Genomic DNA, 25,935 nt, shown 5'->3' on the forward strand with positions numbered 1-25,935 from the left:
TTCAGACAGTACGCTCCACGCGAGGCGCAGGCGCTTTGGCAATGATGTCGGCGGCGAGGCGGCGTGCATCGGCATCCGCCGCAAGGACGTCATCGAGCCCGTTCGGGTTGCGGTTCGGCAGCGCGTTGAGCACGGCGTCGACCGTCGCCGCGATCGCCATGAAGCCGATCCGGCGCTCGAGAAATGCTTCGACCGCCACTTCGTTCGCCGCGTTCAGCGCCGCGCTCGCGATGCCGCCCTCCTCGAGCGCCTTCAGCGCGAGCGCGAGGCACGGGAAACGCGTGTAGTCGGGCTGCTCGAACGACAGCTGCGCGATCTGCGCGAGGTCGAGCTGCTCGACGCCGGCGTCGACGCGCTCGGGGAACGCGAGCGCGTGCGCGATCGGCGTACGCATGTCGGGATTGCCGAGCTGCGCGAGCACCGAGCCGTCGCGGTACGACACCAGCGAATGGATCACGCTTTGCGGATGGATCAGCACGTCGATCCGGTCGCCCGGCAGGCCGAAGATCCAGTGCGCCTCGATCACTTCGAGGCCCTTGTTCATCATCGTCGCGGAATCGACCGAGATCTTGCGACCCATCACCCAGTTCGGATGCTTGCAGGCTTCGTCCGGCGTCACATCGACGAGCGTGGCCGGCTCGCGCGTGCGGAACGGGCCGCCCGACGCGGTCAGGATGATCTTCGAGATCCCGCCGTGCTCGTTCGCGTCGCGCGGCATGCACTGGAAGATCGCGTTGTGTTCGCTGTCGACCGGCAGCAGGATCGCGCCATGGTCGCGCACCGCGTCCATGAAGATCCCGCCCGACATCACGAGCGATTCCTTGTTGGCGAGCAGGATACGCTTGCCGGCGCGCGCGGCCGCGAGGCTCGGCGCGAGGCCGGCCGCGCCGACGATCGCCGCGACGACCGTATCGCAACCGTCGCTCTTCGACACGTCGACGAGCGCCTGCGGCCCGTACAGCACCGTCGTCTTGCTGCCCGCCGCACGCAGTTGCGCGTCGACGTGCGCGGCCGTCGCCGCATCGCCGACCACCGCGACTTCGGGTGCGAAGCGCAGGCACTGCTCGACGAGCTTGTCGCCGTTGCGGTGCGCGGTCAACGCGTAGACCGAGAAACGCTCGGGATGGCGGGCGACCACGTCGAGCGTGCTGTCTCCGATCGAGCCCGTGGAACCGAGCAGTGTCAGACGTTTTTGCATAACAGAAATAGTGGTTTAACCAAGCAGCAGCATCGCGAGCGGCAGCACCGGCAGCAGCGCGTCGACGCGGTCGAGCACGCCGCCGTGACCGGGCAGCAGTCCGCTCGAATCCTTCACGCCCGCCTGACGCTTGAGCAGCGACTCGAACAGGTCGCCGACCACGCTGTAGACGACCAGCAGCGTCAGCGCGGCCCACGCGCCGAGCATCCGGTAGCGTGCGGCAAATGCGGAAAACAGGGTCGGCTCGAACCAGTGCGCGCCCATCGCGACGCCGGCCACGACCATCACGGCAAGCCAGCCGCCGATCGCGCCTTCCCAGCTCTTGCCGGGACTGATCGTGATCGCCAGTTTACGCTTTCCGAAGGCCTTGCCCGCGAAGTATGCGCCGATATCGGCCAGCCAGACGACCAGAAGCAGCGACAACACGAACGGAACGCCCTGCGCACGCGCCGCGACGAGCGCGTGCCAGCAGGCCGCGAAGACCACCAGTCCGGCCGCGAGCAGGAACGGCCGCCATATGCCGGAAGCGAGCGTCGGCTTGCGCCGCAGCGCGAACGGGCCGACCAGCAGCCAGAACACCCCGGCCGCCATGAAAAGGGGGCGGGATGAAGCCGCATCGCGGCCGAGCGGCAGGGTCGCCGCGAGCGCCAGCGCCGCGACGACTGCGTAGACGACGGAACCGGCGCCGCCCAGCTTCAGCAGGCGCGCCCATTCCCACGCGGCGAACACGAGCACGACGCCGATCAGCGCGCCGAACGCCGTGAGCGGCGCGAACAGCGTCACCGGCAGCAGCACTGCCAGCATCACGATCGCCGTGATCACACGGGTTTTCAGCATGAAAGGGAGTCGGCGTTCTGCGAGTTCGGTTCGAGTTGCGCGCTGGTGCGCCCGAAACGGCGCTCGCGCTCGGTATACGATGCGATCGCGTCGGCCAGCGCCGCGCCGTCGAAGTCCGGCCAGTATTTGTCGGTGAAATAGAATTCGGCGTACGCGAGCTGCCACAGCAGGAAATTGCTGACGCGCTGTTCGCCGCCGGTACGGATGAAGAGATCGGGCTCCGGCGCGTAGGCCATCGCCAGGTGCGGCGCGAACGCGTCTTCGGTCACGTCGACCTCGCGTCCCTCGCGCACCGATTGCTCGATGAGTTTCTTCGTCGCCTGCAGGATGTCCCAGCGGCCGCCGTAGTTCGCGGCGATCGTCAGGGTGAGGCGGGTGTTGCGCGCCGTCTTGGTTTCCGCGCGGCGGATCAGGTCGCGGATGCGCGGCTCGAAGCGGTCGAGGTCGCCCACGACACGCAGACGGATCCCGTTTGCGTGCAGCTTGCCGACTTCGCGCTCCAGCGCGGTGATGAACAGCCGCATCAGGAACGACACTTCCTCGTTCGGACGCCGCCAGTTTTCCGAACTGAACGCGAACAGCGTCAGGTATTCGACGCCGGCGCGCGCGCAGCCTTCGACCACCGACCGCACGGCGTCCACGCCGCGGGTGTGGCCCGCGACGCGCGGCAAGCGGCGTTCGGTTGCCCAACGGCCGTTGCCGTCCATGATGATCGCGATGTGACGCGGCACGGCGCCGACGTCAGGCACGCGAACGGTAGAGCTGGTATAAGTCATGGCCGTTGAGACAGTTGCGGGAAGAAGGCGGCGCGCGAGGACGGTCGTCAGACCGTCATGATCTCGGCTTCCTTGGTCTGCACGAGCTTGTCGACTTCGGCGACGTGCTTGTCCGTCAGCTTCTGCACGTCGTCGTTCGCACGGCGCTCGTCGTCTTCCGAGATTTCCTTGTCCTTCACGAGCTTCTTGAGCGCTTCGTTCGCATCGCGGCGCAGGTTGCGGATCGCGACCTTGGCCGTTTCGCCTTCGCTCTTGACCACCTTGGTCAGCTCGCGGCGGCGCTCTTCCGTCAGCGCGGGCATCGGCACGCGGATCAGGTCGCCGGCCGTGGCCGGATTCAGGCCGAGATCGGCTTCGCGGATGGCCTTCTCGACCTTCGCGACCATGTTCTTTTCCCACGGCTGCACGCCGATCGTGCGCGCGTCGACGAGCGTCAGGTTCGCGACCTGCGAGATCGGCACCATCGACCCGTAGTAGTCGACCTGCACGTGATCGAGCAGACCGGTATGCGCACGGCCCGTACGGATCTTCGCCAGATCGTTCTTGAACGCTTCGATCGAGCGCTGCATCTTCTGCTCTACGCCCTTCTTGACATCAGCGACACTCATTTCAACCTCCGAACCTTCAAACCTTCAAAGAACGCGGGCCCCGCCCGGCGCGCTTCGCACCGCGGCCGGCGACCCACGCCGCTTGCCCGCATCCGCGGGAGTTTACACGTGGACGAGCGTACCTTCGTCCTCGCCCAGCACGATGCGCTTGAGCGCGCCCGGCTTGTTGATCGAAAACACGCGAATCGGCAGCTTCTGGTCGCGGCACAGCGCGAAGGCCGTCGCGTCCATCACCTGCAGATTGCGGCTGATCGCCTCGTCGAAGCTGATCGTCGTGTAGCGCGTGGCCGACGGATCCTTCTTCGGATCGGCAGAATATACGCCATCGACCTTGGTCGCCTTCAGTACGACCTCGGCGCCCACTTCCGAACCGCGCAGCGCGGCGGCCGTGTCCGTCGTGAAGAACGGGTTGCCCGTGCCGGCCGCGAAGATCACGACCTTGCCTTCCTCGAGCTGGCGGATCGCGCGGGGCCGGATATACGGCTCGACGACCTGGTCCATGCGCAGCGCGGACTGCACACGCGCGACGATACCGGCGTGGCGCATCGCGTCCTGCAGCGCCAGCGCGTTCATCATCGTCGCCAGCATCCCCATGTAGTCGGCCGTTGCGCGGTCCATGCCCGCCGCACCGCCCGCGACACCGCGGAAAATGTTACCGCCGCCGATCACGACAGCGAGCTGCGTGCCGAGACCCACGACTTCGGCGATATCCGCCACCATCCGCTCGATCGTCGCGCGATTGATGCCGAAGGCATCGTCGCCCATCAGCGCTTCGCCGGAGAGTTTGAGGAGGACGCGTTTATAGGCATTGGACATAGGGGCTTCCGAGCGACGAGAGGATGACAACCACGAACTGTAGGGGCGAAATACTGATTCGGGCAAGCGCCGCCGGTCGGACCGGGTTTCCCGGCCGGCCGGCGGCGCCGCCGGGGCCGGGGCGGCGGACCCCCCCCCCCGCACTAAACCGAAAAGATAATCGGGTGTTGCGCCCCCCCCCCCGCGGCGGGGCGGGGGCCCCCGGCGGGGCGGCCCCCGCCGCCGGCCGCGGCGGAGCGGACGCCCGCCGCGGATACTACCTGATGCTTACTGCTGCTTTGCTGCTGCGACTTGCGCGGCCACTTCGGCGGCGAAGTCGTCCTGGCGCTTCTCGATGCCTTCGCCGACGACGAACAGCGCGAACTTCTGCACGGCTGCATTCGCTGCCTTCAGCATCTGCTCGATCGTCTGCTTGTCGTTCTTAACGAACGTCTGGTTCAGCAGCGACACTTCCTTCAGGTACTTCTGCACGCTGCCTTCGACCATCTTCGCGACGATTTCAGCCGGCTTGCCCGATTCGGCAGCCTTCTGCTCGGCGACGCGGCGTTCCGTGTCGATCAGTTCCGCCGGCACGTCGGCCGCCGACAGCGCGACCGGCTTCATCGCGGCGATGTGCATCGCGACGTCCTTGCCGACCTGTTCGTCCGCGCCCGTGTACTCGACGATCACGCCGATACGCGCGCCGTGCAGGTACGTTGCGATCTTGTTCGCGGTTTCGAAACGGACGAAACGGCGGATCGACACGTTCTCGCCGATCTTGCCGATCAGCGCCAGACGCACTGCGTCGACCGTCGAGCCTTCCAGCGGCAGCGCCGACAGCGCAGCCACGTCGGCCGGGTTTTGCGTCGCGACGAGCTCTGCAACCGTCTTCGAGAATGCGAGGAAGTCGTCGTTCTTCGCGACGAAGTCGGTTTCGCAGTTCAGCTCGACCAGCGCGCCCGCGTTGCCGCCGACGAACGATGCGACGACGCCTTCGGCCGTCACGCGCGATGCCGCCTTGCTTGCCTTGTTGCCGAGCTTGACGCGCAGCAGCTCTTCAGCCTTGGCCAGATCGCCGTCGGCTTCCGTCAGCGCCTTCTTGCACTCCATCATCGGTGCGTCGGTCTTTGCGCGCAGTTCTGCCACCATGCTTGCGGTAATTGCCGCCATCATTCGCTCCTTGAGTCTGTATTCACAACGCCGCCCGCTTGGACGCGAACGGCCGAGATTCGTTTCCGGACCCGCGCCGATTCGGCGCGATCAGGTCCGGCGCACAAGCTTAAAAAAAGGGGGCCTGTTGAGAGCCCCCTTTTTGCGCCGGCTCGGGGCCAGTTACGCGTTTTCCTCGACGTACTCGTCGTCGCCACGCGCTGCCTGGACCACTTCGTTGACCGCGTTCGCACGGCCTTCCAGGATCGCGTCGGCCACGCCTTCTGCGTACAGCGCGACTGCCTTGCTCGAGTCGTCGTTGCCCGGGATCACGTAATCCACACCTTCCGGCGAGTGGTTCGTGTCGACCACGGCGATGACCGGCACGCCCAGCTTGTTCGCTTCCGTGACGGCAATCTTGTGGTAGCCGACGTCGACGACGAAGATCGCGTCCGGAATGCCGCCCATGTCCTTCACGCCGCCGATCGACTTCTGCAGCTTGGCGATTTCGCGTTCGAACAGCAGCGCTTCCTTCTTGCTCATCTTCTCGAGCTCGCCTGCCTCGACTGCCGCTTCCATGTCCTTCAGGCGCTTGATCGACACCTTCAGCGTCTTGAAGTTGGTCATCATGCCGCCGAGCCAGCGTGCGTTGACGTACGGCATGCCCGCACGTTGCGCTTCCTGGGCGATCGTGTCACGCGACTGGCGCTTCGTGCCGACGAACAGGATCGTGCCGCGGTTAGCCGCCAGCTGACGCACGTACTTCTGTGCGTCCGTGAACATCGGCAGCGTCTTTTCGAGGTTGATGATATGAATCTTGTTGCGGTGACCGAAAATGAACGGAGCCATCTTCGGGTTCCAGAAGCGCGTCTGGTGACCGAAGTGGACACCCGCTTCCAGCATTTGGCGCATCGTAACTGCCATTTAAATTCTCCACGAGGGTTGGGTCTTAAGCCGGCTGCCGTACCGCCGCGCGAACGTGCCCGGAAGGCTCTTCGTTCCGCGCGGCCGGCACCCTGGTTGCGCCGGCTTGCGATTCGGCACGTGCGAAAATGCGCGTGCCGCAAGCCTTTCATCGCCACTGCCGCCCTGCCCGCGGCACACCTCAGGCAAGTTCGGCATTTGGATGTCGACTTAGCCAGAGAGTATAGCACGCCGATTTGTCGGCTCTCAAGTCGCCCGCCACTTTCGCTTGCCGTGCGGCAGCGGGCCGGACAATCCGCGAAAACCCGCATCCGCACCGCCAGCAAGGGCTGCGAGGGCCGCCATAAGGTGCGATAATCCATCAATTCACCGCATTCCAGGCATACCTCGATGGCTATTACGCTCAAAAACGAACACGATATCGCCGAGATGCGCGTCGCCTGCCGTCTCGCGAGCGAAGTGCTCGACTTCATCACCCCGCACGTCGTCGCGGGCGTCACGACCGCCGAGCTCGACCGGCTCTGTCACGAATACATGCTCAACGAGCAGGGCACGATCCCCGCGCCGCTGAACTACCAGCCGCCCGGCTATCCGCCGTACCCGAAGGCCACCTGCATTTCGGTCAACGACGTGATCTGCCACGGCATCCCGGGCGAGAAGGTGATCAAGAACGGCGACGCGCTGAACATTGACATCACCGTGATCAAGAACGGCTACTTCGGCGACACCAGCCGGATGTTCATCGTCGGCGAGGGCTCGATCCTCGCGAAGCGCCTCGTGCAGACCACCTACGAGTGCATGTGGCTCGGCATCGACCAGGTCAAGCCGGGTGCACACCTCGGCGACATCGGCTACGCGATCCAGAAGCACGCGGAAGCACAGGGCTACAGCGTCGTGCGCGAATACTGCGGCCACGGCATCGGCACGGTGTTCCACGAGGATCCGCAGGTCGTCCACTACGGCCGCCCGGGCACCGGCATCGAGCTGAAGGCCGGGATGATCTTCACGATCGAGCCGATGATCAACGCCGGCAAGCGCGACATCCGCACGATGCCCGACCAGTGGACGGTGAAGACGCGCGACCGCAGCCTGTCCGCGCAGTGGGAGCACACGGTGCTCGTCACCGAAACCGGCTACGAAGTGCTGACCGTGTCGGCCGGTACGCCGGCGCGCCCCGTGTTCGCGCAACCGGCCGCCGCCGTCTGAGCGCCGTCGCGCCAGCCCGCCCCACCCCGCATCTGAACGGCCGCCCATGAGTGCTCACGCCGCCCCCTCGCCCGAAGCGCTGTCGCGGCGCGCCGAATTCAAGGCCGCCAAGACGGAGATGCTCGAGCGCTTTCGCAGCGCGACGAACGTCGCGTCGCTGATGCACGCGCTGTCGAAACTCACCGACGACGCGCTCAGGCGCGTGTGGGACGACTGCGGGCTGCCCGCGACGCTCGCGCTCGTCGCCGTCGGCGGCTACGGGCGCGCGGAGCTGGCTCCGCATTCCGACGTCGACATCCTCGTGCTGCTGCCCGACGCGCACGATCCCGCGCTCGACGCGCGGATCGAGCGCTTCATCGGCATGGCATGGGATCTCGGTCTCGAGATCGGCAGCAGCGTGCGTACCGTCGCCCAGTGCATCGAGGAGGCGTCGCAGGACGTCACCGTGCAGACTTCGCTGCTGGAAGCGCGCCGCATCGTCGGCAGCACCGCGCTGTTCGAACGCTTCACCGTGAGCTACCACGAAGCGCTCGACGCGCGCGCGTTCTTCACCGCGAAGGTGCTCGAGATGCGCCAGCGCCACGCGAAGTGCCAGGACACGCCGTACAGCCTCGAACCGAACGTGAAGGAAAGCCCCGGCGGGCTGCGCGACCTGCAGACGATCCTGTGGATCGCGCGCGCGGCCGGCTTCGGCAGCAGCTGGCGCGAACTCGACACGCGCGGCCTCATCACCGATCGCGAAGCGCGCGAGCTGCGCCGCAACGAAGGTTTCCTGAAGACGCTGCGCGCGCGGCTGCACGTGATCGCCGGCCGCCGCCAGGACATGCTGGTGTTCGACCTGCAGACGCAGGCCGCCGAGAGCTTCGGCTTCCAGCCGACGCAGGCCAAGCGCGCGAGCGAGCAGCTGATGCGCCGCTACTACTGGGCCGCGAAGGCCGTCACGCAGCTCGCGACGATCCTGATCCAGAACATCGAGGCGCAGCTGTTCCCCGCGACGAGCGGCATCACGCGCGTGCTGTCACCCGACCGCTTCGTCGAGAAGCAGGGCATGCTCGAGATCGTCGACGACGGCGTGTTCGAGCGCCATCCGGACGCGATCCTCGAAGCGTTCCTGCTGTATGAAACGACCCGCGGCGTGAAGGGCCTGTCCGCCCGCACGCTGCGCGCGCTGTACAACTCGCGCGAAATCATGAACAACACGTGGCGGCGCGATCCGCAGAACCGCCGCACGTTCATGCAGATCCTGCAGCAGCCCGAAGGCATCACGCATGCGTTCCGGCTGATGAACCAGACGAGCGTGCTGGGCCGCTACCTGCTGAATTTCCGCCGCATCGTCGGCCAGATGCAGCACGACCTGTACCACGTGTACACGGTCGACCAGCACATCCTGATGGTGCTGCGCAACCTGCGCCGCTTCGCGGTGGCGGAGCACGCGCACGAGTACCCGTTCTGCAGCCAGCTGATCGGCAATTTCGAGCGTCCGTGGGTGCTGTATGTGGCTGCGCTGTTCCACGACATCGCGAAAGGCCGCGGCGGCGATCATTCGACGCTCGGGATGGCCGACGCGCGGCGCTTCTGCCGCGAGCACGACATCGCCGGCGACGATGCGGCGCTGATCGTGTGGCTCGTCCAGCATCACCTGACGATGAGCCAGGTCGCGCAGAAGCAGGACACGAGCGATCCGGAAGTGGTCAAGCGCTTCGCCGAACTCGTCGGCACCGAGCGCCGGCTTACCGCGCTGTACCTGCTGACCGTCGCCGACATCCGCGGCACGAGCCCGAAGGTGTGGAACGCGTGGAAGGGCAAGCTGCTCGAGGATCTGTACCGGATCACGCTCGCGGTGCTCGGCGGCGCCAACCCCGACGCGCATTCGGAACTGAAGTCGCGCCAGGAGCAGGCGCTCGCGCTGCTGCGCCTCGAGACCGTGCCCGACGACGCGCACCGCGCGCTGTGGGATCAGCTCGACGTCGGCTTCTTCCTGCGTCACGACGCGGCCGACATCGCGTGGCAGACGCGCGTGCTGTACCGCCACGTGAACGCCGAGACGGCGATCGTGCGCGCGCGGCCGTCGCCGATCGGCGACGCGCTGCAGGTGCTCGTGTACGTGAAGGACCGCCCCGACCTGTTCGCGGGCATCTGCGCGTATTTCGACCGCAACGGGCTGTCGGTGCTCGATGCGCGCGTGAGCACGACGCGGCACGGTTATGCGCTCGACAACTTCATCGTCACGCAGACCGAACGCGACGTGCGCTACCGCGACATCGCGAATCTCGTCGAACAGCAACTCGCGACGCGGCTCGCCGAATCCGCGTCGCTGCCGGAGCCGTCCAAGGGCCGCCTGTCGCGGCTGTCCCGGACGTTTCCGATTACGCCGCGCGTCGACCTCCGGGCCGACGAGCGCGGCCAGTACTACATCCTGTCCGTGTCCGCCAACGACCGGCCGGGCCTCCTCTATTCGATCGCGCGCGTGCTGGCCGAGCATCAGGTCGGCGTCCACGCGGCGCGGATCAATACGCTCGGCGAACGCGTCGAGGACATCTTCCTGCTCCACGGTGCCGGCCTGTCCGACAACCGCCTGCAGATCCAGCTCGAAACCGAATTGCTGCGCGCGATCGCAGTCTGAATGAATCCCAGCGTTTATGCGCACCAAATTAACCGTCAAGAACCCGAAGCCGGCGTCGCCGACCCGCGCCCCTGTCCGCTCCGGCAGCCTCGTCGCCCGCAAGGCCGTACGCCCCGCCGCCCCGCCCGCGGCGGACAAGCCGCCGCGCCCGAAGAAGGCGTCCGCGCCGGCTGCCGCCGGCGAACGCGCATTCAAGCCGCGCGGCACGGAACGCCCGGATGCGGAACGCGCGCCAGCGAAGCGGGCACCGCGTGACGGCGGTGCGGAACGCGGCTATCGCAGCGATGCGAAGCCGGGTGGCCGCGGCGAACGCGGCGATGCCCGTCCGTATCGCAGCGCCGAAGGCGGCGCACGCGCGCCGTATCGCGACAAGGCAGCTGGCGACGGTGCGAAGCGCAGCTTCGGCGAAAAGCGCAGCTTCGGCGAGCGCGGCGCGTCGTCCGATCGCCCCGCACGTCGCAGCGACGACGATACGCGGCCGCGCCGTGCAGACGCCGAAGGCGGCGCACGCGCGCCGTATCGCGACAAGGCAGCTGGCGAAGGTGCGAAGCGTAGCTTCGGCGAACGCGGCGCGTCGTCCGATCGCCCCGCACGTCGCAGCGACGACGATACGCGGCCGCGCCGTGCAGGCGCCGAAGGCGGTGCACGCGCGCCCTACCGTGACAAGGCAGCCGGCGAAGGCGCGAAGCGCAGCTTCGGTGAAAAGCGCAGCTTCGGCGAACGCGGCGCGTCGTCCGATCGTCCCGCACGTCGCAGCGACGACGATACGCGGCCGCGCCGTGCAGGCGCCGAAGGCGCCGCACGCGCACCCTACCGCGACAAGGCAGCCGCCGGCTACGGCGAGAAGCGTAGCTTCGGCGAACGCGGTTCATCGTCCGATCGCCCCGCGCGTCGCAGCGACGACGATGCCCGGCCGCGCCGCGCCGGTGCCGAAGGCGGCGCACGTGCGCCCTACCGCGACAAGGCAGCCGGTGAAGGCGCGAAGCGCAGCTTCGGCGAGCGCCGCACGCCGTCCGATCGTCCGCCCCGTCCCGCGCGCGACGGCGAACGCAGCAGCACCGAGCGCCGCTCGAGCGGCGCGCCGCTGAAAACCGCGCAGCCCGTGAAGCACCGTGCGGCCGACATCGATCACGGCGACGAAACGGGCCTGATGCGGCTGTCGAAGCGCATGTCCGAGCTCGGCCTGTGCTCGCGCCGCGAAGCCGACGAGTGGATCGAGAAAGGCTGGGTGCTCGTCGACGGCGAACGCATCGACACGCTCGGCACCAAGGTCCGCCCCGACCAGAAGATCGAGATCGACGAGCGCGCCAGCGCCGCGCAGGCCGCGCAAGTGACGATCCTGCTGCACAAGCCGGTCGGTTATGTGTCCGGTCAGGCGGAAGACGGCTATGAGCCCGCCTCCGTGCTGATCACGCGCGCGAACCAGTGGAGCGGCGACCGCTCGCAGATACGCTTCTCGCCGCAGCACCTGCACGCGCTCGCGCCGGCCGGCCGCCTCGACATCGATTCGACCGGCATGCTGGTGCTGACGCAGAACGGCCGGATCGCCAAGCAACTGATCGGCGAGCAGTCGGACATCGACAAGGAATACCTGGTGCGCGTGCGCTTCGGCGAGCGCCTCATCGACATCGATCAGCACTTCCCGGCGGAGTCTCTCGCGAAGCTGCGCCACGGCCTCGAGCTCGACGGCGTCCCGCTGAAGCCGGCGATGGTGAGCTGGCAGAACGGCGAGCAGCTGCGCTTCGTGCTGCGCGAAGGCAAGAAGCGCCAGATTCGCCGCATGTGCGAACTGGTCGGCCTCGAAGTGATCGGCCTGAAGCGCGTGCGCATGGGCCGCGTGATGCTGGGCGCGCTGCCGCAGGGGCAATGGCGCTATCTGTCGCCCGACGAGTCGTTCTGACGTTCTGACGGCGAGCACGCTGCGCGTGCGACGCAAAGAATAAGCCCGCGCAAGCGGGCTTATTCGTTTCCGGTACAGCGACGGCACGCTACGCCGCACGGGCGTTGGCGTGCCGGTCAGTCGTCGTCGGCCGGATCGAGCCCCGGGAACAGCACCTCGGTGAAGCCGAAGCGCGTGAAGTCGGTGATCCGCATCGGGTACAGCTTGCCGATCAGGTGATCGTATTCATGCTGGACCACGCGCGCATGGAAGCCGTCGGCGACGCGATCGATCTTCGCGCCGAACCGATCGTAACCGCTGTAGCGCACCTTCGCGTAGCGGCTGACCACGCCGCGCATGCCCGGCACCGACAGGCAGCCTTCCCAGCCCTCTTCCATGTCCGGCGGCATGTATTCGATCTTCGGGTTGATCAGCACGGTCTCGGGCACGGGCGGCGCGTCGGGATAGCGATTGTTGCTGCCGAAGCCGAAGATGATGATCTGCAGCCCGATGCCGACCTGCGGCGCGGCGAGCCCCGCACCGTTCGCGTGATGCATCGTCTCGAACATGTCCGCGACGATCTCGTGCAGCTCGGGTGTATCGAACCGCTCGACCGGTTTAGCGACTTCGAGCAGGCGCGGGTCGCCCATCTTCAGGATCTCGCGAATCATGGCGTGTTGCCCTCCAGGAGTTGGTGCAGTCCGTCTTCGTCCAGTACGGGAATGCCGAGTTCCTCGGCCTTCGCGAGCTTGCTGCCCGCCTCGGCACCCGCCACCACGTAATCCGTCTTCTTCGATACCGAGCCCGCGACTTTCGCGCCCGCCGCTTCGAGCATCTCTTTCGCGGCGTCGCGCGTGAGGTTCGGCAGCGTGCCCGTCAGCACGACGGTCTTGCCGGCCAGCACGCCCTGCGGCGCCTTCGGCGCGGGCGGCCCTTCCGGCCACGTGACCTTGCCGGGCGCGCGCAGTTGCTCGATCACGGTCCGGTTGTGCTCTTCCGCGAAGAACTGGTGGATCGATTCGGCGACGATCGGCCCGACGTCGTTGACCTCGAGCAGCTCGTCGATCGACGCGTCCATGATCGGCGTCAGCGAACCGAAATGCTTCGCGAGATCCTTCGCGGTCGACTCGCCGACATGGCGGATGCCGAGCCCGTAGATGAAGCGCGCGAGCGTCGTGTGCTTCGCCTTCTCGAGCGAGTCGAGCAGGTTCTGTGCGGACTTGTCGGCGAACCGGTCGAGCTCCGCGAGCGTCGCGAAGCCCAGATTGAACAGGTCGGCCGGCGTGCGCACGAGATTCAGCTCGACGAGCTGGTCGATGATCTTCTCGCCGAGCCCGTCGATGTCGAGCGCGCGGCGCTGCGCGAAATGCCACAGCGCCTGCTTGCGCTGCGCCGGGCAGAACAGGCCGCCGGTGCAGCGCGCGATCGCCTCGTCCGGCAGCCGCTCGATCTTCGACCCGCACACCGGGCATTCGGTCGGCATCACGAATTCGGCCGCATCGGCCGGCCGGCGATCGAGCAGCGCGCCGACCACTTCCGGAATCACGTCGCCCGCGCGTCGCACGATCACGGTATCGCCGATCCGGATGTCCTTGCGGCGTACTTCGTCCTCGTTGTGCAGCGTCGCGTTGGTCACCGTCGCGCCGCCGACGAACACCGGTTCGAGCCGTGCGACGGGCGTGATCGCGCCGGTGCGGCCGACCTGCACGTCGATCGCGACGAGTTTGGTCAGCGCCTCCTGCGCAGGGAACTTGTGCGCGAGCGCGAAGCGCGGCGCGCGCGACACGAAGCCGAGGCGATCCTGTTCGTCGCGCCGGTTCACCTTGTAGACGACGCCGTCGATGTCGTACGGCAGCGACTCGCGCTTCTCGCCGACCTTGCGGAAGAACCCGAGCAAGCCATCGGCGCCGTGCACGACTTCGCGCTCGCGATTCACCGGCAGGCCGAGCGACTCGTACCAGTCGAGCAGCGCGCTGTGCGTGTCGGGCATCGGCATCCCGTCGAGCACGCCGATGCCGTACGCGAAGAACGACAGCGGACGCTGCGCTGTGATCTTCGGGTCGAGCTGGCGCAGGCTGCCGGCCGCCGCGTTGCGCGGGTTCGCGAATTCGCGCAGCTCAGCCGCGCGCTGGCGTTCGTTCAGGCGTGCGAAATCGCGCTTGAACATCAGCACCTCGCCGCGCACGTCGAGCACGGCCGGCACGTGCTTGCCCTTCAGCTTCAGCGGGATCGAGCGGATCGTGCGCACGTTCTCCGTCACGTCCTCGCCCGTCGTGCCGTCGCCGCGCGTCGCGGCCTGCACGAACACGCCCTGCTCGTAGCGCAGCGAGATCGCGAGGCCGTCGAACTTCAATTCGCACGCGTATTCGACAGGCTCCGTCACCGAGCCGGCGAGATCGGTCGTCTTGGCGAGCGCGTCGGCCACGCGCTTGTCGAACGCGACGATGTCCTCGTCGGCGAAGCCGTTGTTCAGCGACAGCATCGGCGCATCGTGGACGACCGGCGTGAAGCCGCCGGCTGCTTCGCCGCCGACACGCTGTGTCGGCGAATCGGGCGTCACGAGTTCGGGATGGTCGGTTTCGAGCTGCTGCAGCTCACGGAACAGCCGATCGTATTCGGCGTCGGGCAGATCCGGCTGGTCGAGCACGTAGTAGGCGTAGCTCGCCCGCTCGAGTTGGTCGCGCAGCCACGCGGCGCGCGCGTCGGGCTGGCTGGCTGGCGGTTCGGCTTGGGTTCGGGCCATGCTGGCGGCAGATTCGTTCTGAAAAATCGGATGTTCGATTATCTCAGTTTGATGCCGCGGCGGCGACACGCAATACGTGCCGGACGGCCCGTCGCAGCGCACACCGGCGGCGTGCATGCTGCGTTGCAGCGAAGGCGACGGGCGGCGGCACGGGATGCCGCCGGCCCGCACGACGCGTTACTGGCTGAACAGGCGACGCGTGACCGGCGAACCGGCCGGGATGCCGGCTTCCTCGAGCTTCGCGTACAGCTTCATCAACTGCTGATCGATCGCGACGAGCGTCGATTCCGGCAGCGGCCGGCGCGAATCGTCGACGACGCGCGCACCGATGCGCTCGGACAGCGACTTCGCGTAATCGCACATCAGCCGGAACGGCAGGATGTCCTCTTCGGCGACCGGCACGTCGAGCACCAGCGTGATCATGTTGCCGCCCTTGTACGTGAGGTCGTCGCGCAGGAAGTTCGTGTCGCCGAACTGCAGCATGAACACGGGGTTCTGCTTCGCGTCGAGCTTCACGAAGCGCGTGCCGTCGCGCGACAGCAGCAGCCCGTCCTGCGATGCAACGGCCTGCACGTAGTTCGCCGACCACGGCGCGCCGTCAGACATCACGTTGATCGACAGCTGCGCGTCGCACTGCGCGGCAAAGCCGTCGAGCTCGCGCGCCATCGCGACCGTCTCCATCATGTCCGGGAATTCCGGCGCGCCGTCGATCGCGTCGGCGAACTGCTGGACGCCCGTCACGAATTCGGAGAATTCGAGCTCGTTGAGCGCGCCGCTGCGGTTCGCGAGCTGCGCGGCCGCGCGCAGCTCTTCATAGCGCACGCCGTTCTGCAGCAGCTCCCACTGACCGCCTTCCGGCTTGCCTTCGATATGCACGGGCTTGCTGCCCGCGCGGCGCAGCCGCTGGGCGGCCGGCAGGATCTTGTCGCCCGGCAGCGGTCCGCCCAGGCGAATCGGCACGATGCAATCGATCCGGCGGTCGACGATCGCGGGCGGCGCCGACGAGATCGTCGTCGCCGCCGGCAGCACGGGTTCGTCCGGCTCGGCCGATGCCGCGGGCGCCGCTGCTTCGGAAGCGCCGGCGACCGACGCTTCGTGAACGGCCTGTTCGGTCGATGCAGCCGACTCGCTCGACTCCGGCGACGCGGCGGTGCCGGTCGCCTCGGCCTGCAGGTCGGCCGGCGTGTCCGCCGGCGCGACGCCGCCGAACGTCGGCTCGACGCGCGCGGCCTCGGTCGGCGCGCTCGGGGCGGCCGCCGGCGCCCGTGCCGCGGGTTCACGCCGCGTGGGCTGACGCACCGGCTCGATGAACGGCCGCTCATCGTCGCGCTCGGGGCGCTGCATCGCCTCGGCCGCTTCTTCCGGCATCGGGCGCGGCATCTTGCGCCGCACCTTCGCGCCCTGCCACGCGTTGTAGACCACGACGCCGCCCACCACGACGGCGCCCGCGCCGATCAAACCGAGTGTCAACTCGTCCATGCACGCTCCATCAGCAATTCTTTTTCGTCGGAACCGCGAACGGGCGCCCATGCGCCGCGCGAACGCGGTCCGGTTTCGTCAAACGTCAATTCTGCGCAAAACCCGCGGCGGTTTCCATGTCCACCGCGACGATCCGCGACACGCCCTGCTCCTGCATCGTCACGCCGATCAGTTGCTGCGCCATCTCCATCGCGATCTTGTTGTGCGAGATGAACAGGAACTGCGTCTTGTCGGACATCGCACGCACGAGATTCGCGAAACGCTCGGTGTTCGCGTCGTCGAGCGGTGCGTCGACCTCGTCGAGCAGACAGAACGGCGCCGGGTTCAGCTGGAACATCGCGAACACCAGCGCGGTGGCGGTCAGCGCCTTCTCGCCGCCCGACAGCAGGTGAATCGTCGCGTTCTTCTTGCCCGGCGGCTGCGCCATCACCTGCACGCCGGCATCGAGGATTTCGTCGCCCGTCATGATCAGCTTCGCCTGGCCGCCGCCGAACAGGCGCGGGAACAGGTCGCTGAAGTGACGGTTGACCTCGTCGAAGGTGCCCTGCAGCAACGTGCGGGTTTCCTGGTCGATCTTGTGGATCGCGTCCTCGAGCGTCGTGATCGCGTCGGTCAGGTCGGCCGACTGCGCGTCGAGGAACACCTTGCGCTCGCTGGCGGCCTTCAGCTCGTCGAGCGCGGCCATGTTCACCGGGCCGAGCGCGTTGATCGCGTTGTTCAGGCGCGTGACTTCGCCCTGCAGGTACGACGGCTTGAGATCCGGCGTCAGCTTGTCGCGCAGCGCTTCCTCGTCGACCTCGGCCGCCGTGAGCTGCTCGGCGAACTGCTCGACGGACAGGCGCGCGGCCTGCTCCTTCAGCTGCAGCTCGGTGATGCGATCGCGCAGCGGCTGCAGCGAACGTTCGGCGACGAGACGCTGCTCGTCCGATGCGCGCAGCTTCGCGGTCAGGTCGTCGAGTTCGATCCGGGCCGCCTGCAGCGCTTCTTCCTTGACCGCGCGAATTTCGAGCGCGTCCTGCAGGCCCGTATGCGCGGTCTGCTCGTTGATCGTCTCGAGTTCGGCGCGCGCGTCTTCCAGCGATGCGGCAACGCGTTCGCTCTGCTCGTGCGCGACCTGGATGCTGCGCTTGAGCTCGTCGATCCGCGTGACGGCGTTGCGCGCGGCGAAGCGCGCGTCGTTCGCGCCGCGCTCGAGGTCGCGCGCTTCCTGGCGTGCCTGCGTCAGCGATTCGTCGAGTGCTTCGAACGCGAGCTGGTTGTCTTCGAAACGCGCCTGCAACTCGGCCAGTTCGCCGTCGAAGCGCTCGAAATTCGCTTCCGATTCCGCGCGCAATGCGCGCTGCTCGTCGATCTGCGCGCCGATTTCCTCGAGTTCCTCGCGGATCTGCGTGCTGCGCTGCGTATAGCGTTCATGTGCCTGCGCGAGCTTCAGCACGTCCATCTGCAGCGCGTGCACGCGCTGCGTCGCGCGTTCGGCCTGCGCGCGCACGTCGCCCAGCGCCTGCGTGGCCTGCGTGTGTGCGGCTTCCGCCCGCACGGCGGCCGTGCGCGCGTCGTCGGCGAGCAATGCCTGTGCGCGCACCTGGCGCGTCAGGTTTTCGATTTCCTGCTGGCGGGCCAGCATCCCGGCCTGCTCCGAATCGGCTGCGTACAGCTGCACGCCGACCCGCGTGACGATATGGCCGGCCTTGACGACGAATGCGCCGCCCGCCGGCAGTTGCGCGCGCGTCGCGAGCGCCTGCGCGATGTCGTCGGCGACGTACACGTTGCCGAGCCAGTCGTTCAGCACCGCGCGGATGCCCGCATCGTCGATACGCACGAGCGACAGCACCGGGCGCAGCCCGGCCGGGGCGACCGGCGCTTCACCGGCCATCGGCGGCGCGTAGAACGCGAGCTTCGCCGGCGGCGCATCGGTCGCGAACGCCTTCACCCAGTCGAGATTCGACACTTCGAGCGCGGCGAGACGCTCGCGCAGCACCGCCTCGAGCGCCGCTTCCCAGCCCGCCTCGACGTGCAGCTTCTTCCACAGGCGCGGCAGCGCGCCGAGCTCGTGCTTGTCGAGCCACGGCTGGATCTTGCCTTCGGTCTGCACGTTCTCCTGCAGCTGCTTCAGCGCGGCGAGCCGCGCCTCGAGCTGGTGGATCTGCGCGCTTTCGGCCTGCACGCGCTCATGCGCGGCGCGGCGTTCGCCGTCGAGGCGCGGCACCGTTTCCTGCGCATCGGCAAGCCGCGCCTGCGCTTCCGCGAGGATCTCTTCCTGTTCGGCGAGCTGCATGCGCAACTCTTCGAGCTGCGCTTCGTCGGGCGCGTCGAGGCCGCCCGCTTCGCTCTTCAGACGCTCGTGGCGCTGCTGAAGCTGCTGGAGCTGCTGGTCGGCGTTGCGCTGATGCGCGGCTTCGAGCTTCAGCGACTGTTCCGTCTGCGCGATGCGCGCGCGCTCGTCGTTGAGCTGCGCCTGCGCGTCGCGCCACTTCGCCTCGAGGGCCGGCAGCGCGTCGTGCTTCGCCGCTGCGTTGTCTTCGGCGAGCGCGGCCTTCTCGTCGGCCATCGCGCGCGCCTCTTCGGCTTCCTCGAGCTCGTCCTGCGCCTTCTCGGCCTGCGCGCGCCATTGCTCGCGCTGCGCGTTCAGCGCGGCGATCTGCGCCTGCACGCGGTTGCGCGATTCGACGATGAACTTGATCTCCGCCTCGAGGCGGCTCACTTCGGCGTTCGCCTCGTAGAGCGCGCCCTGTGCGCCCTGCATCGCGTCACTCGCCGCGTAATGCGCGACCCGCAGCGTCTCGAGCTGCGACTCGACCTCGCGCAGCTTTGCCGTCTGCGCGTCGAGGTCGATCTGCGCCTGCTCGATCGCACGCTGCTGCTTCTGCTGCTCGCCCGCGGCCTCGTTCTTGCGCAGCAGCCACAACAGGCGCTGCTTCTCCTCGCCGTCGGCGACGAGCTCCTTGTACTTGGTCGCCACCACCGCCTGCGCCTCGAGCTTCTCGAGGTTCGCGCCGAGTTCGCGGACGATGTCTTCAACGCGCGTCAGGTTCTCGCGCGTGTCGTGCAGACGGTTCTCGGTCTCGCGGCGGCGCTCCTTGTACTTCGACACGCCCGCGGCTTCCTCGAGGAACACGCGCAGCTCTTCCGGCTTCGCCTCGATGATCCGCGCGATCATCCCCTGCCCGATGATCGCGTACGCACGCGGGCCGAGGCCGGTGCCGAGGAAGATGTCCTGGATGTCGCGGCGGCGCGCCGGCAGGTTGTTGATGTAGTAGCTCGACGTGCCGTCGCGCGTCAGCACGCGCTTCACGGCGATTTCGCCGTACTGGCCCCACTGCCCGGCCGCGCGGCCGTCGGAGTTGTCGAAGATCAGTTCGACGCTGGCCCGGCTGCCGGGCTTGCGGGCGGTCGAACCGTTGAAGATCACGTCCTGCATCGATTCGCCGCGCAGCTCGGACGCGCGCGACTCGCCGAGCACCCAGCGCACGGCATCGATGATGTTGGACTTGCCGCACCCGTTCGGGCCTACCACGCCGACAAGCTGGCCCGGAACCTGGAAATGCGTGGGATCGACGAAGGATTTGAAGCCAGCGAGTTTGATCGAGCTCAGACGCACGGCGGTATCGGATGTGAAGAAGGTGTGAAACGGACGGGGCCGCACGGCGCGGGGCCGGAAAGCCCCTGCGCGCCACGCGCCCCGGAATTCAAAAGCGGGGCCGCGCGCATCCAGCGTTGGGCCCCGCAAACGGCGTCCATCATACCATCGCGCGTGCGCCGTCCCGACCGTCGCCGGGTTTGCCCGGTGCCGGCGCGGCACGATGGACCCGGCTCGACAGCAGCGTGGCGAGCACGATGCACGCGCCGCCCGCCCACTCGCGCGCGCTCGGCAGTTCATTCGCGAACACCCACGCCGACAGCGCGGTGATCACGATCTCGAACAGCATGATGATCGAAGCACGGTTCGCCGGCACGCGCGCGAGCCCGTATTGCACGAGCAGGTTGTTCACCGCGATCGTCGCGCCGATCGCGACGACGATCAGCGCGGCAATGCCGAGCGAACCGCTTGCCGGCACCGGCGGCAAGCCTTCGAACAGCGACGCGATCGCGCCGAACACCGCCGCGCCGCCGAACAGCGTCGCCGTGCGCATTTCGGCGCGCATCTCCGGCAGCTCGCGGCTCGCCTTGATCACGAGCACGTTGCTCATCGCGAAGCTCAGCCCGGCCGCGAGCCCCGCCCATTCCGCAGGATTGGCCGGCAGCGGCACGCCGAGCTGCGGCGACCATAGCATCAGCATCGCGCCGCCGATCGACAGCGCCGCGAGGCCGGCGCCGGCCCAGGTCAGCCGCTCGCGCAACAGGAAGTGCGCATAGATCGCGGTCCATGCCGGGGTCAGGTAGAACAGCAGCATCACGCGCAGCACCTCGCCGTGGATCGTGCCCCACACGAAGCCGAGGTTCGTCACGCCGGCCGTGATCGCGATGCCCGGCAGCACCCAGTGCCAGCGCAGCGTCGAGATCGTGCTGTGGCGCACGACGATCACGAACAGGAATGCGACGAGGCTCGTCAGCGCGCTCGCCAGCGTGCCGGTGAGGCCGAGCGACGCGAGAATCCGCAACGGATACCAGATCAGGCCCCATACCGACGCGCCGATCAGGATGGCCAGTGTCGGCAGGCTGCCGCGTACCGCGTTGTTCATCAGAATTTGCTCCGAGAAACCCCGCCATTGATGGCCGGAAGGAAAGGCGTGCTGTTGACAGGCAGCTTCTTCCACGGGGTAGGATCACCGGCATGATCCTTGTCTACCGCTACCGGGTGAAGTCGCTCAACGGACTGCTCAACAAGCAGAGCCGTGCGGTGAACTACGTCTGGAACTTCTGCAATGACACGCAGAAGCACGCGCTCAAGTGGGGCAAGAAGTGGCCGACAGGATTCGACCTGAACGTGCTGACGACCGGCAGCAGCAAGGAAGTCGGCATCCACTCCGGCACGATCAACGCGACGTGCGAGCAATATGCGAAGTCGCGCAGTCAGCACCGTCGGCCCTACCTGCGCTATCGCGGCAGGAAATCGCTGGGCTGGGTGCCGCTGAAGGGGCGTGACCTGAAGCGCGAGGATGACGCGTTCCGTTTCGCCGGCAACACCTTTCGCGTGTTCAACAGCCGGCCGCTTCCCGAAGGTAAGATCAGGGATGGAACCAACTTCGCGCAGGACGCGCGTGGTAATTGGTTTCTCAATATCGTGATCGAGATGCCCGATGTTCAGGCCCGCCCGATCCGTTCCGGCGTCGGCATCGATCTCGGCCTGAAAGACTTCGCCACACTTTCGACCGGCGAGAAGCTGCCCAATGACCAATTCGGTCGACGAGCGGCGGAAAAGCTGGCGAAAGCGCAACGGGCGCGAAAGCACAAGCGGCATATCGCGAAGCTGTACGCCAAGGTCGCGAATGCCCGTGCCGATTTCCAGCATAAGCTCGCGCTCGATCTGGTGCGGCGTTTCGATTACATCGCGGTCGGCAACGTGTCGGCCGTCAAACTTGCCAGAACCAGGATGGCGAAGAGCGTCTACGACGCATCCTGGTCGTCCTTCCGAAACAAGCTCCGTTACAAAGCGATCGCGCACGGGGCCACATTCGAGAAAGTCGACGAAAGCGGTTCCACCCAGTCTTGTTCGTCGTGCGGGTCGAAAGACAGCACGACGCGGCCGAAAGGTATCGCGGGACTGCGAATAAGAGCATGGGCCTGCAGTGACTGTGGTGTCGAACATGATCGTGATATCAACGCTGCGCTGAACATTCTCCGATGCGGACGTGCATCGCCAGGTGTGGGAATCCTCCGCCATTAGGCGGACGAGGACGTCAATTGCTTCGATACCCTTTATTCGACCGGCACGGCCGCCGTTCCGGCAGGCCGTGACCGCATTCCGTCACGCTATAATCGTCCGTTGCGACCCGCGCGCCCCGGCGCCCGCTCGCAGCCGCGCGGCGCGCCCGCCGCTTCTTTCGCTCCAACCGGCCGCGATGGCCGCTTCGCCCGTGAACCCTCGACTCGACTCGCTCCAGCCCTATCCCTTCGAAAAGCTGCGCGCCCTGTTCAAGGACGTGACGCCCGGTGCCGGTACGCCTTCCGGCAACCTGAAACCGATCAGCTTCGGCATCGGCGAGCCCAAGCACGCGACGCCGGCGCTGATCCGCGACGCCGTGGTCGCTTCGCTCGACGGCCTCGCGTCGTATCCGGCCACGGCCGGCTCGGACGCGCTGCGCACGTCGATCGCGCGTTGGCTCGAACGCCGCTACGGGCTGCCGGCGATCGATGCGGCCACGCAGGTGCTCCCTGTGTCGGGCTCGCGCGAGGCGCTGTTCTCCCTCGCGCAGACGGTGATCGACGCGCGCCCACGCGCGGACGGCAAGAAGGCGATCGTACTCTGTCCGAATCCTTTCTATCAAATTTACGAAGGCGCGGCGCTGCTCGCCGGTGCCGAACCCTATTTCGCGAACAGCGACCCGGCGCGCAACTTCGCGTGCGACTACGCGGCCGTGCCCGATGAAGTGTGGGCGCGCACGCAGCTGCTGTACGTGTGCTCGCCGGGCAACCCGACGGGCGCCGTGCTGACGCTCGACGATTGGCGCGAGCTGTTCGCGCTGTCCGACCGTCACGGCTTCGTGATCGCGTCCGACGAGTGCTATTCGGAAATCTATTTCGACGAAGCGGCGCCGCCGCTCGGCGGCCTCGAGGCCGCGCAGCGCCTCGGCCGCGGCTTCGAGCGCCTCGTGATGCTGTCGAGCCTGTCGAAGCGCTCGAACGTGCCGGGCATGCGCTCGGGTTTCGTCGCCGGCGACGCCGCGCTGCTCAAGAAATTCCTGCTGTACCGCACGTACCACGGCGCCGCGCTGTCGCCGGTCTGGCAGCACGCGAGCATCGCCGCGTGGAACGACGAGGCGCACGTGCGCGAGAACCGCGCGCTGTACGTGCAGAAGTTCAATACCGTCACGCCGATGCTCGCCGAGGTCATCGACGTGAAGCTGCCCGACGCCGCGTTCTACCTGTGGGCCAACGTCGCGCGCACCGGCCTGTCGGACACCGAGTTCGCCCGCCGCCTGTACGCCGACTATAATGTGACGGTTCTGCCCGGCTCGTACCTGGCGCGCGATGCGCACGGCACGAACCCGGGCCGCGATTTCATCCGGATCGCGCTCGTCGCGGGCACCCCCGAATGCGTCGAGGGCGCGCAACGCATCGTCGATTTCTGCCGGGCTCTCGCGCAGTAAGACGTCCATCCCGATCAATTCCATTCATCTCCTGCGAAAACGAACATGTCGCAACAACTTCAGCAAATCATCGATACCGCCTGGGAAAACCGCGCCGAGCTGTCGCCGAAGGCCGCACCCGCCGACGTCCGCGAGGCCGTCGCTCACGCGATCGAGCAACTCGACAAAGGTGCGCTGCGCGTCGCCGAGAAGATCGACGGCAACTGGACGGTCCACCAGTGGCTGAAGAAGGCCGTGCTGCTGTCGTTCCGCCTGGAGGACAACGCACCGATGCCGGCCGGCGGCTACTCGCAGTTCTACGACAAGGTGCCGTCGAAGTTCGCGAACTACACGGCTGAAGACTTCGCCGCGGGCGGCTTCCGCGTCGTGCCGCCGGCCATCGCGCGCCGTGGCTCGTTCATCGCGAAGAACGTCGTGCTGATGCCGTCGTACACCAACATCGGCGCATACGTCGACGAAGGCACGATGGTCGACACGTGGGCGACGGTCGGTTCGTGCGCGCAGATCGGCAAGAACGTGCACCTGTCGGGCGGCGTCGGCATCGGCGGCGTGCTCGAGCCGCTGCAGGCGAACCCGGTCATCATCGAAGACAACTGCTTCATCGGCGCGCGCTCGGAAGTCGTCGAAGGCGTGATCGTCGAGGAAAACTCGGTGATCTCGATGGGCGTATACCTCGGCCAGAGCACCAAGATCTACGATCGCGAAACGGGCGAAGTCAGCTACGGCCGCATCCCGGCCGGCTCGGTCGTGGTCGCCGGCAACCTGCCGTCGAAGGACGGCTCGCACAGCCTGTACTGCGCGGTGATCGTGAAGAAGGTCGACGCGAAGACCCGCGCGAAGGTCGGCCTGAACGAGCTGCTGCGAGGCGACTGATGGCGAAGCCGCACACCGTGGTCGTCTACGGCATTCCGAACTGCGACACCGTGAAGAAGGCCCGCGTGTGGCTCGACGAGCACGGCGTCGAATTCGAGTTCCACGATTTCAAGAAGCTCGGCGTCAGCGCACCGCTCGTCGAGGACTGGCTGAAGGACGTGTCGCTCGACGCGCTCGTGAACAAGCGCGGCACCACGTGGCGCGGCCTCGACGACGCCATGAAGGCGGCCGCGGAAACGAAGTCCGGCGCGGTCGCGCTGATGATCCACAAGCCGTCGGTCATCAAGCGTCCGGTGCTCGTCGTCAACGGCCGCGTGAAATCGCTCGGCTTCGTGGCCGATCAGTACGCGGCGCTGTTCGCCGCCTAGGGCCGCGCGCTGCGCCCGCGGGCGCCGCCCGACGTCTCATCGCTGCCGGCCACCGCGCCGGCATTTTTTATCCAAAGTGGTCCGAACCATGTCCGCCACCCTAGCCCTTACCGAACAGTTGATCGCCCGCGCATCCGTCACGCCCGACGACCAGCATTGCCAGCAGATCATGACCCAGCGCCTCGCCGCGCTCGGCTTCGAATGCGAGACCATCGCGTCGCACGGCGTGACCAACCTGTGGGCCGTCAAGCGCGGCGCCGACGGTCGCGACGGCAAGCTGCTCGCATTCGCGGGCCACACCGACGTCGTGCCGACCGGCCCGCTCGAACAGTGGACGTCGCCGCCGTTCATCCCGACCCATCGCGACGGCAAGCTGTACGGCCGCGGCGCGGCCGACATGAAGACGTCGCTCGCGGCGTTCGTCGTCGCGTCGGAGGAATTCGTCGCCGCCCATCCCGGCCACCGCGGCGCGATCGCGTTCCTGATCACGAGCGACGAGGAAGGCCCGGCCACCGACGGCACCGTGAAGGTCGTCGAGCTGCTGCAAGCGCGCGGCGAACGCCTCGACTACTGCATCGTCGGCGAGCCGACGTCGACCACCGAACTCGGCGACGTCGTGAAGAACGGCCGCCGCGGCTCGATGTCGGGCGAACTGGTCGTCAAGGGCGTGCAAGGCCACATCGCGTACCCGCATCTCGCGAAGAACCCGATCCACCTGCTCGCGCCGGCGCTCGCCGAGCTCGCCGCCGAACAGTGGGACGAAGGCAACGAATACTTCCCGCCGACCACCTGGCAGGTGTCGAACCTGCACGCCGGCACCGGCGCGACCAACGTGATCCCCGGCCACGCGGACCTGATGTTCAACTTCCGCTTCTCGACGGCGAGCACGGTCGAAGGCCTGCAGGCACGCGTGCATGCGATCCTCGACAAGCACGGCCTCGAATACACGCTGAAGTGGTCGGTGAGCGGCCTGCCGTTCCTCACGCCGCGCGGCGACCTGTCGAACGCGCTGGAAAACGCGATCCGCGCCGAGACCGGCATCACGACCGAACTGTCGACGACGGGCGGCACGTCCGATGGCCGATTCATCGCGCGCATCTGCCCGCAGGTGATCGAGTTCGGCCCGCCGAACGGCAGCATCCACAAGATCGACGAGCACATCGACCTGCGCTTCGTCGACCCGCTGAAGAACGTGTACCGCCGCGTGCTCGAACAACTGATCGCCTGATG

At 67.3% G+C, this 25,935-nt stretch carries 20 protein-coding genes; 8 read left to right on the forward strand and 12 right to left on the reverse strand.

Going from position 1 to position 25,935, the window contains the following annotated elements:
• Position 1: 1 nt before the first annotated feature.
• The 7 genes from O1Q03_RS15735 to rpsB form a co-directional block, all read right to left on the reverse strand.
• Positions 2-1,198, reverse strand: coding sequence for a 1-deoxy-D-xylulose-5-phosphate reductoisomerase (locus O1Q03_RS15735; protein WP_269504586.1), 1,197 nt, complete (start codon positions 1,196-1,198; stop codon positions 2-4).
• A 15-nt stretch (positions 1,199-1,213) separates the two neighbouring features.
• A complete protein-coding gene (locus O1Q03_RS15740; RefSeq protein WP_269504587.1) occupies positions 1,214-2,035 on the reverse strand; it encodes a phosphatidate cytidylyltransferase in 822 nt (273 codons plus the stop codon).
• Complete coding sequence (uppS, locus tag O1Q03_RS15745; RefSeq protein WP_269504588.1) at positions 2,029-2,811, reverse strand: polyprenyl diphosphate synthase; 783 nt, start codon at positions 2,809-2,811, stop codon at positions 2,029-2,031. The genes O1Q03_RS15740 and uppS overlap by 7 nt, the downstream gene beginning before the upstream one ends.
• Positions 2,812-2,858: 47 nt before the next feature.
• The gene (frr, locus tag O1Q03_RS15750; RefSeq protein WP_269504589.1) at positions 2,859-3,419 is read right to left on the reverse strand and encodes a ribosome recycling factor; all 561 of its coding nucleotides are present in this window, start codon (positions 3,417-3,419) and stop codon (positions 2,859-2,861) included.
• 102 nt (positions 3,420-3,521) lie between these two features.
• Positions 3,522-4,235, reverse strand: a complete 714-nt coding sequence (gene pyrH, locus O1Q03_RS15755) for a UMP kinase (RefSeq protein ID WP_011885142.1) — start codon at positions 4,233-4,235, stop codon at positions 3,522-3,524.
• Positions 4,236-4,502: 267 nt separating this feature from the next.
• Positions 4,503-5,384 carry a translation elongation factor Ts gene (gene tsf / locus O1Q03_RS15760; protein WP_269504591.1) on the reverse strand — a complete coding sequence of 294 codons (882 nt, stop codon included), beginning with the start codon at positions 5,382-5,384 and terminating at the stop codon, positions 4,503-4,505.
• A gap of 162 nt (positions 5,385-5,546) precedes the next feature.
• Positions 5,547-6,287, reverse strand: coding sequence for a 30S ribosomal protein S2 (gene rpsB / locus O1Q03_RS15765; RefSeq protein WP_006483818.1), 741 nt, complete (start codon positions 6,285-6,287; stop codon positions 5,547-5,549).
• A gap of 390 nt (positions 6,288-6,677) precedes the next feature.
• On the opposite strand from rpsB, the gene map reads away from it, so the two are divergent.
• Genes map through O1Q03_RS15780 form a run of 3 tightly spaced genes read left to right on the forward strand, consistent with a single transcriptional unit; the run spans position 6,678 to position 12,016 of the window.
• Entirely contained in the window at positions 6,678-7,493 is an 816-nt protein-coding gene (gene map, locus O1Q03_RS15770; RefSeq protein ID WP_126362171.1) for a type I methionyl aminopeptidase, read from the forward strand.
• Between the two features lie 46 nt (positions 7,494-7,539).
• Positions 7,540-10,116, forward strand: a complete 2,577-nt coding sequence (locus O1Q03_RS15775) for a [protein-PII] uridylyltransferase (protein ID WP_269504592.1) — start codon at positions 7,540-7,542, stop codon at positions 10,114-10,116.
• A gap of 16 nt (positions 10,117-10,132) precedes the next feature.
• A complete protein-coding gene (locus O1Q03_RS15780; protein WP_269504593.1) occupies positions 10,133-12,016 on the forward strand; it encodes a pseudouridine synthase in 1,884 nt (627 codons plus the stop codon).
• A 116-nt stretch (positions 12,017-12,132) separates the two neighbouring features.
• On the opposite strand, the gene def is transcribed toward O1Q03_RS15780, so the two are convergent.
• The 5 genes from def to O1Q03_RS15805 form a co-directional block, all read right to left on the reverse strand.
• Positions 12,133-12,666, reverse strand: a complete 534-nt coding sequence (def, locus tag O1Q03_RS15785) for a peptide deformylase (protein ID WP_269504594.1) — start codon at positions 12,664-12,666, stop codon at positions 12,133-12,135.
• On the reverse strand, positions 12,663-14,738 hold the full coding sequence (gene ligA / locus O1Q03_RS15790; protein WP_269504595.1) for an NAD-dependent DNA ligase LigA: 2,076 nt from the start codon (positions 14,736-14,738) through the stop codon (positions 12,663-12,665). The genes def and ligA overlap by 4 nt, the downstream gene beginning before the upstream one ends.
• A 177-nt stretch (positions 14,739-14,915) precedes the next feature.
• The gene (locus O1Q03_RS15795) at positions 14,916-16,217 is read right to left on the reverse strand and encodes a cell division protein ZipA C-terminal FtsZ-binding domain-containing protein (protein ID WP_269504596.1); all 1,302 of its coding nucleotides are present in this window, start codon (positions 16,215-16,217) and stop codon (positions 14,916-14,918) included.
• Positions 16,218-16,302: 85 nt separating this feature from the next.
• A complete protein-coding gene (gene smc, locus O1Q03_RS15800) occupies positions 16,303-19,815 on the reverse strand; it encodes a chromosome segregation protein SMC (protein WP_269504597.1) in 3,513 nt (1,170 codons plus the stop codon).
• Between the two features lie 139 nt (positions 19,816-19,954).
• Positions 19,955-20,896: a DMT family transporter gene (locus O1Q03_RS15805; protein ID WP_269504599.1), complete on the reverse strand. Its 942-nt coding sequence runs from the start codon at positions 20,894-20,896 to the stop codon at positions 19,955-19,957.
• A gap of 92 nt (positions 20,897-20,988) precedes the next feature.
• Here O1Q03_RS15805 and O1Q03_RS15810 point away from each other — a divergent pair, with 92 nt between their 5' ends.
• The 5 genes from O1Q03_RS15810 (at position 20,989) to dapE (ending at position 25,933) form a co-directional block, all read left to right on the forward strand.
• Positions 20,989-22,041, forward strand: coding sequence for an RNA-guided endonuclease InsQ/TnpB family protein (locus tag O1Q03_RS15810; RefSeq protein WP_269504600.1), 1,053 nt, complete (start codon positions 20,989-20,991; stop codon positions 22,039-22,041).
• A 175-nt stretch (positions 22,042-22,216) separates the two neighbouring features.
• Positions 22,217-23,464, forward strand: coding sequence for a succinyldiaminopimelate transaminase (dapC, locus tag O1Q03_RS15815; RefSeq protein WP_269504695.1), 1,248 nt, complete (start codon positions 22,217-22,219; stop codon positions 23,462-23,464).
• 45 nt (positions 23,465-23,509) lie between these two features.
• Positions 23,510-24,337: a 2,3,4,5-tetrahydropyridine-2,6-dicarboxylate N-succinyltransferase gene (gene dapD / locus O1Q03_RS15820; RefSeq protein ID WP_006478479.1), complete on the forward strand. Its 828-nt coding sequence runs from the start codon at positions 23,510-23,512 to the stop codon at positions 24,335-24,337.
• Positions 24,337-24,705, forward strand: a complete 369-nt coding sequence (locus O1Q03_RS15825; RefSeq protein WP_269504601.1) for an ArsC family reductase — start codon at positions 24,337-24,339, stop codon at positions 24,703-24,705. Before dapD ends, O1Q03_RS15825 begins: the two co-directional genes overlap by 1 nt.
• A gap of 88 nt (positions 24,706-24,793) precedes the next feature.
• Complete coding sequence (gene dapE / locus O1Q03_RS15830; protein ID WP_269504603.1) at positions 24,794-25,933, forward strand: succinyl-diaminopimelate desuccinylase; 1,140 nt, start codon at positions 24,794-24,796, stop codon at positions 25,931-25,933.
• Positions 25,934-25,935: the final 2 nt, after the last annotated feature.

Source organism: Burkholderia sp. IMCC1007 (assembly GCF_027257875.1).
In the GTDB taxonomy this organism is placed as follows: Bacteria; Pseudomonadota; Gammaproteobacteria; order Burkholderiales; family Burkholderiaceae; genus Burkholderia.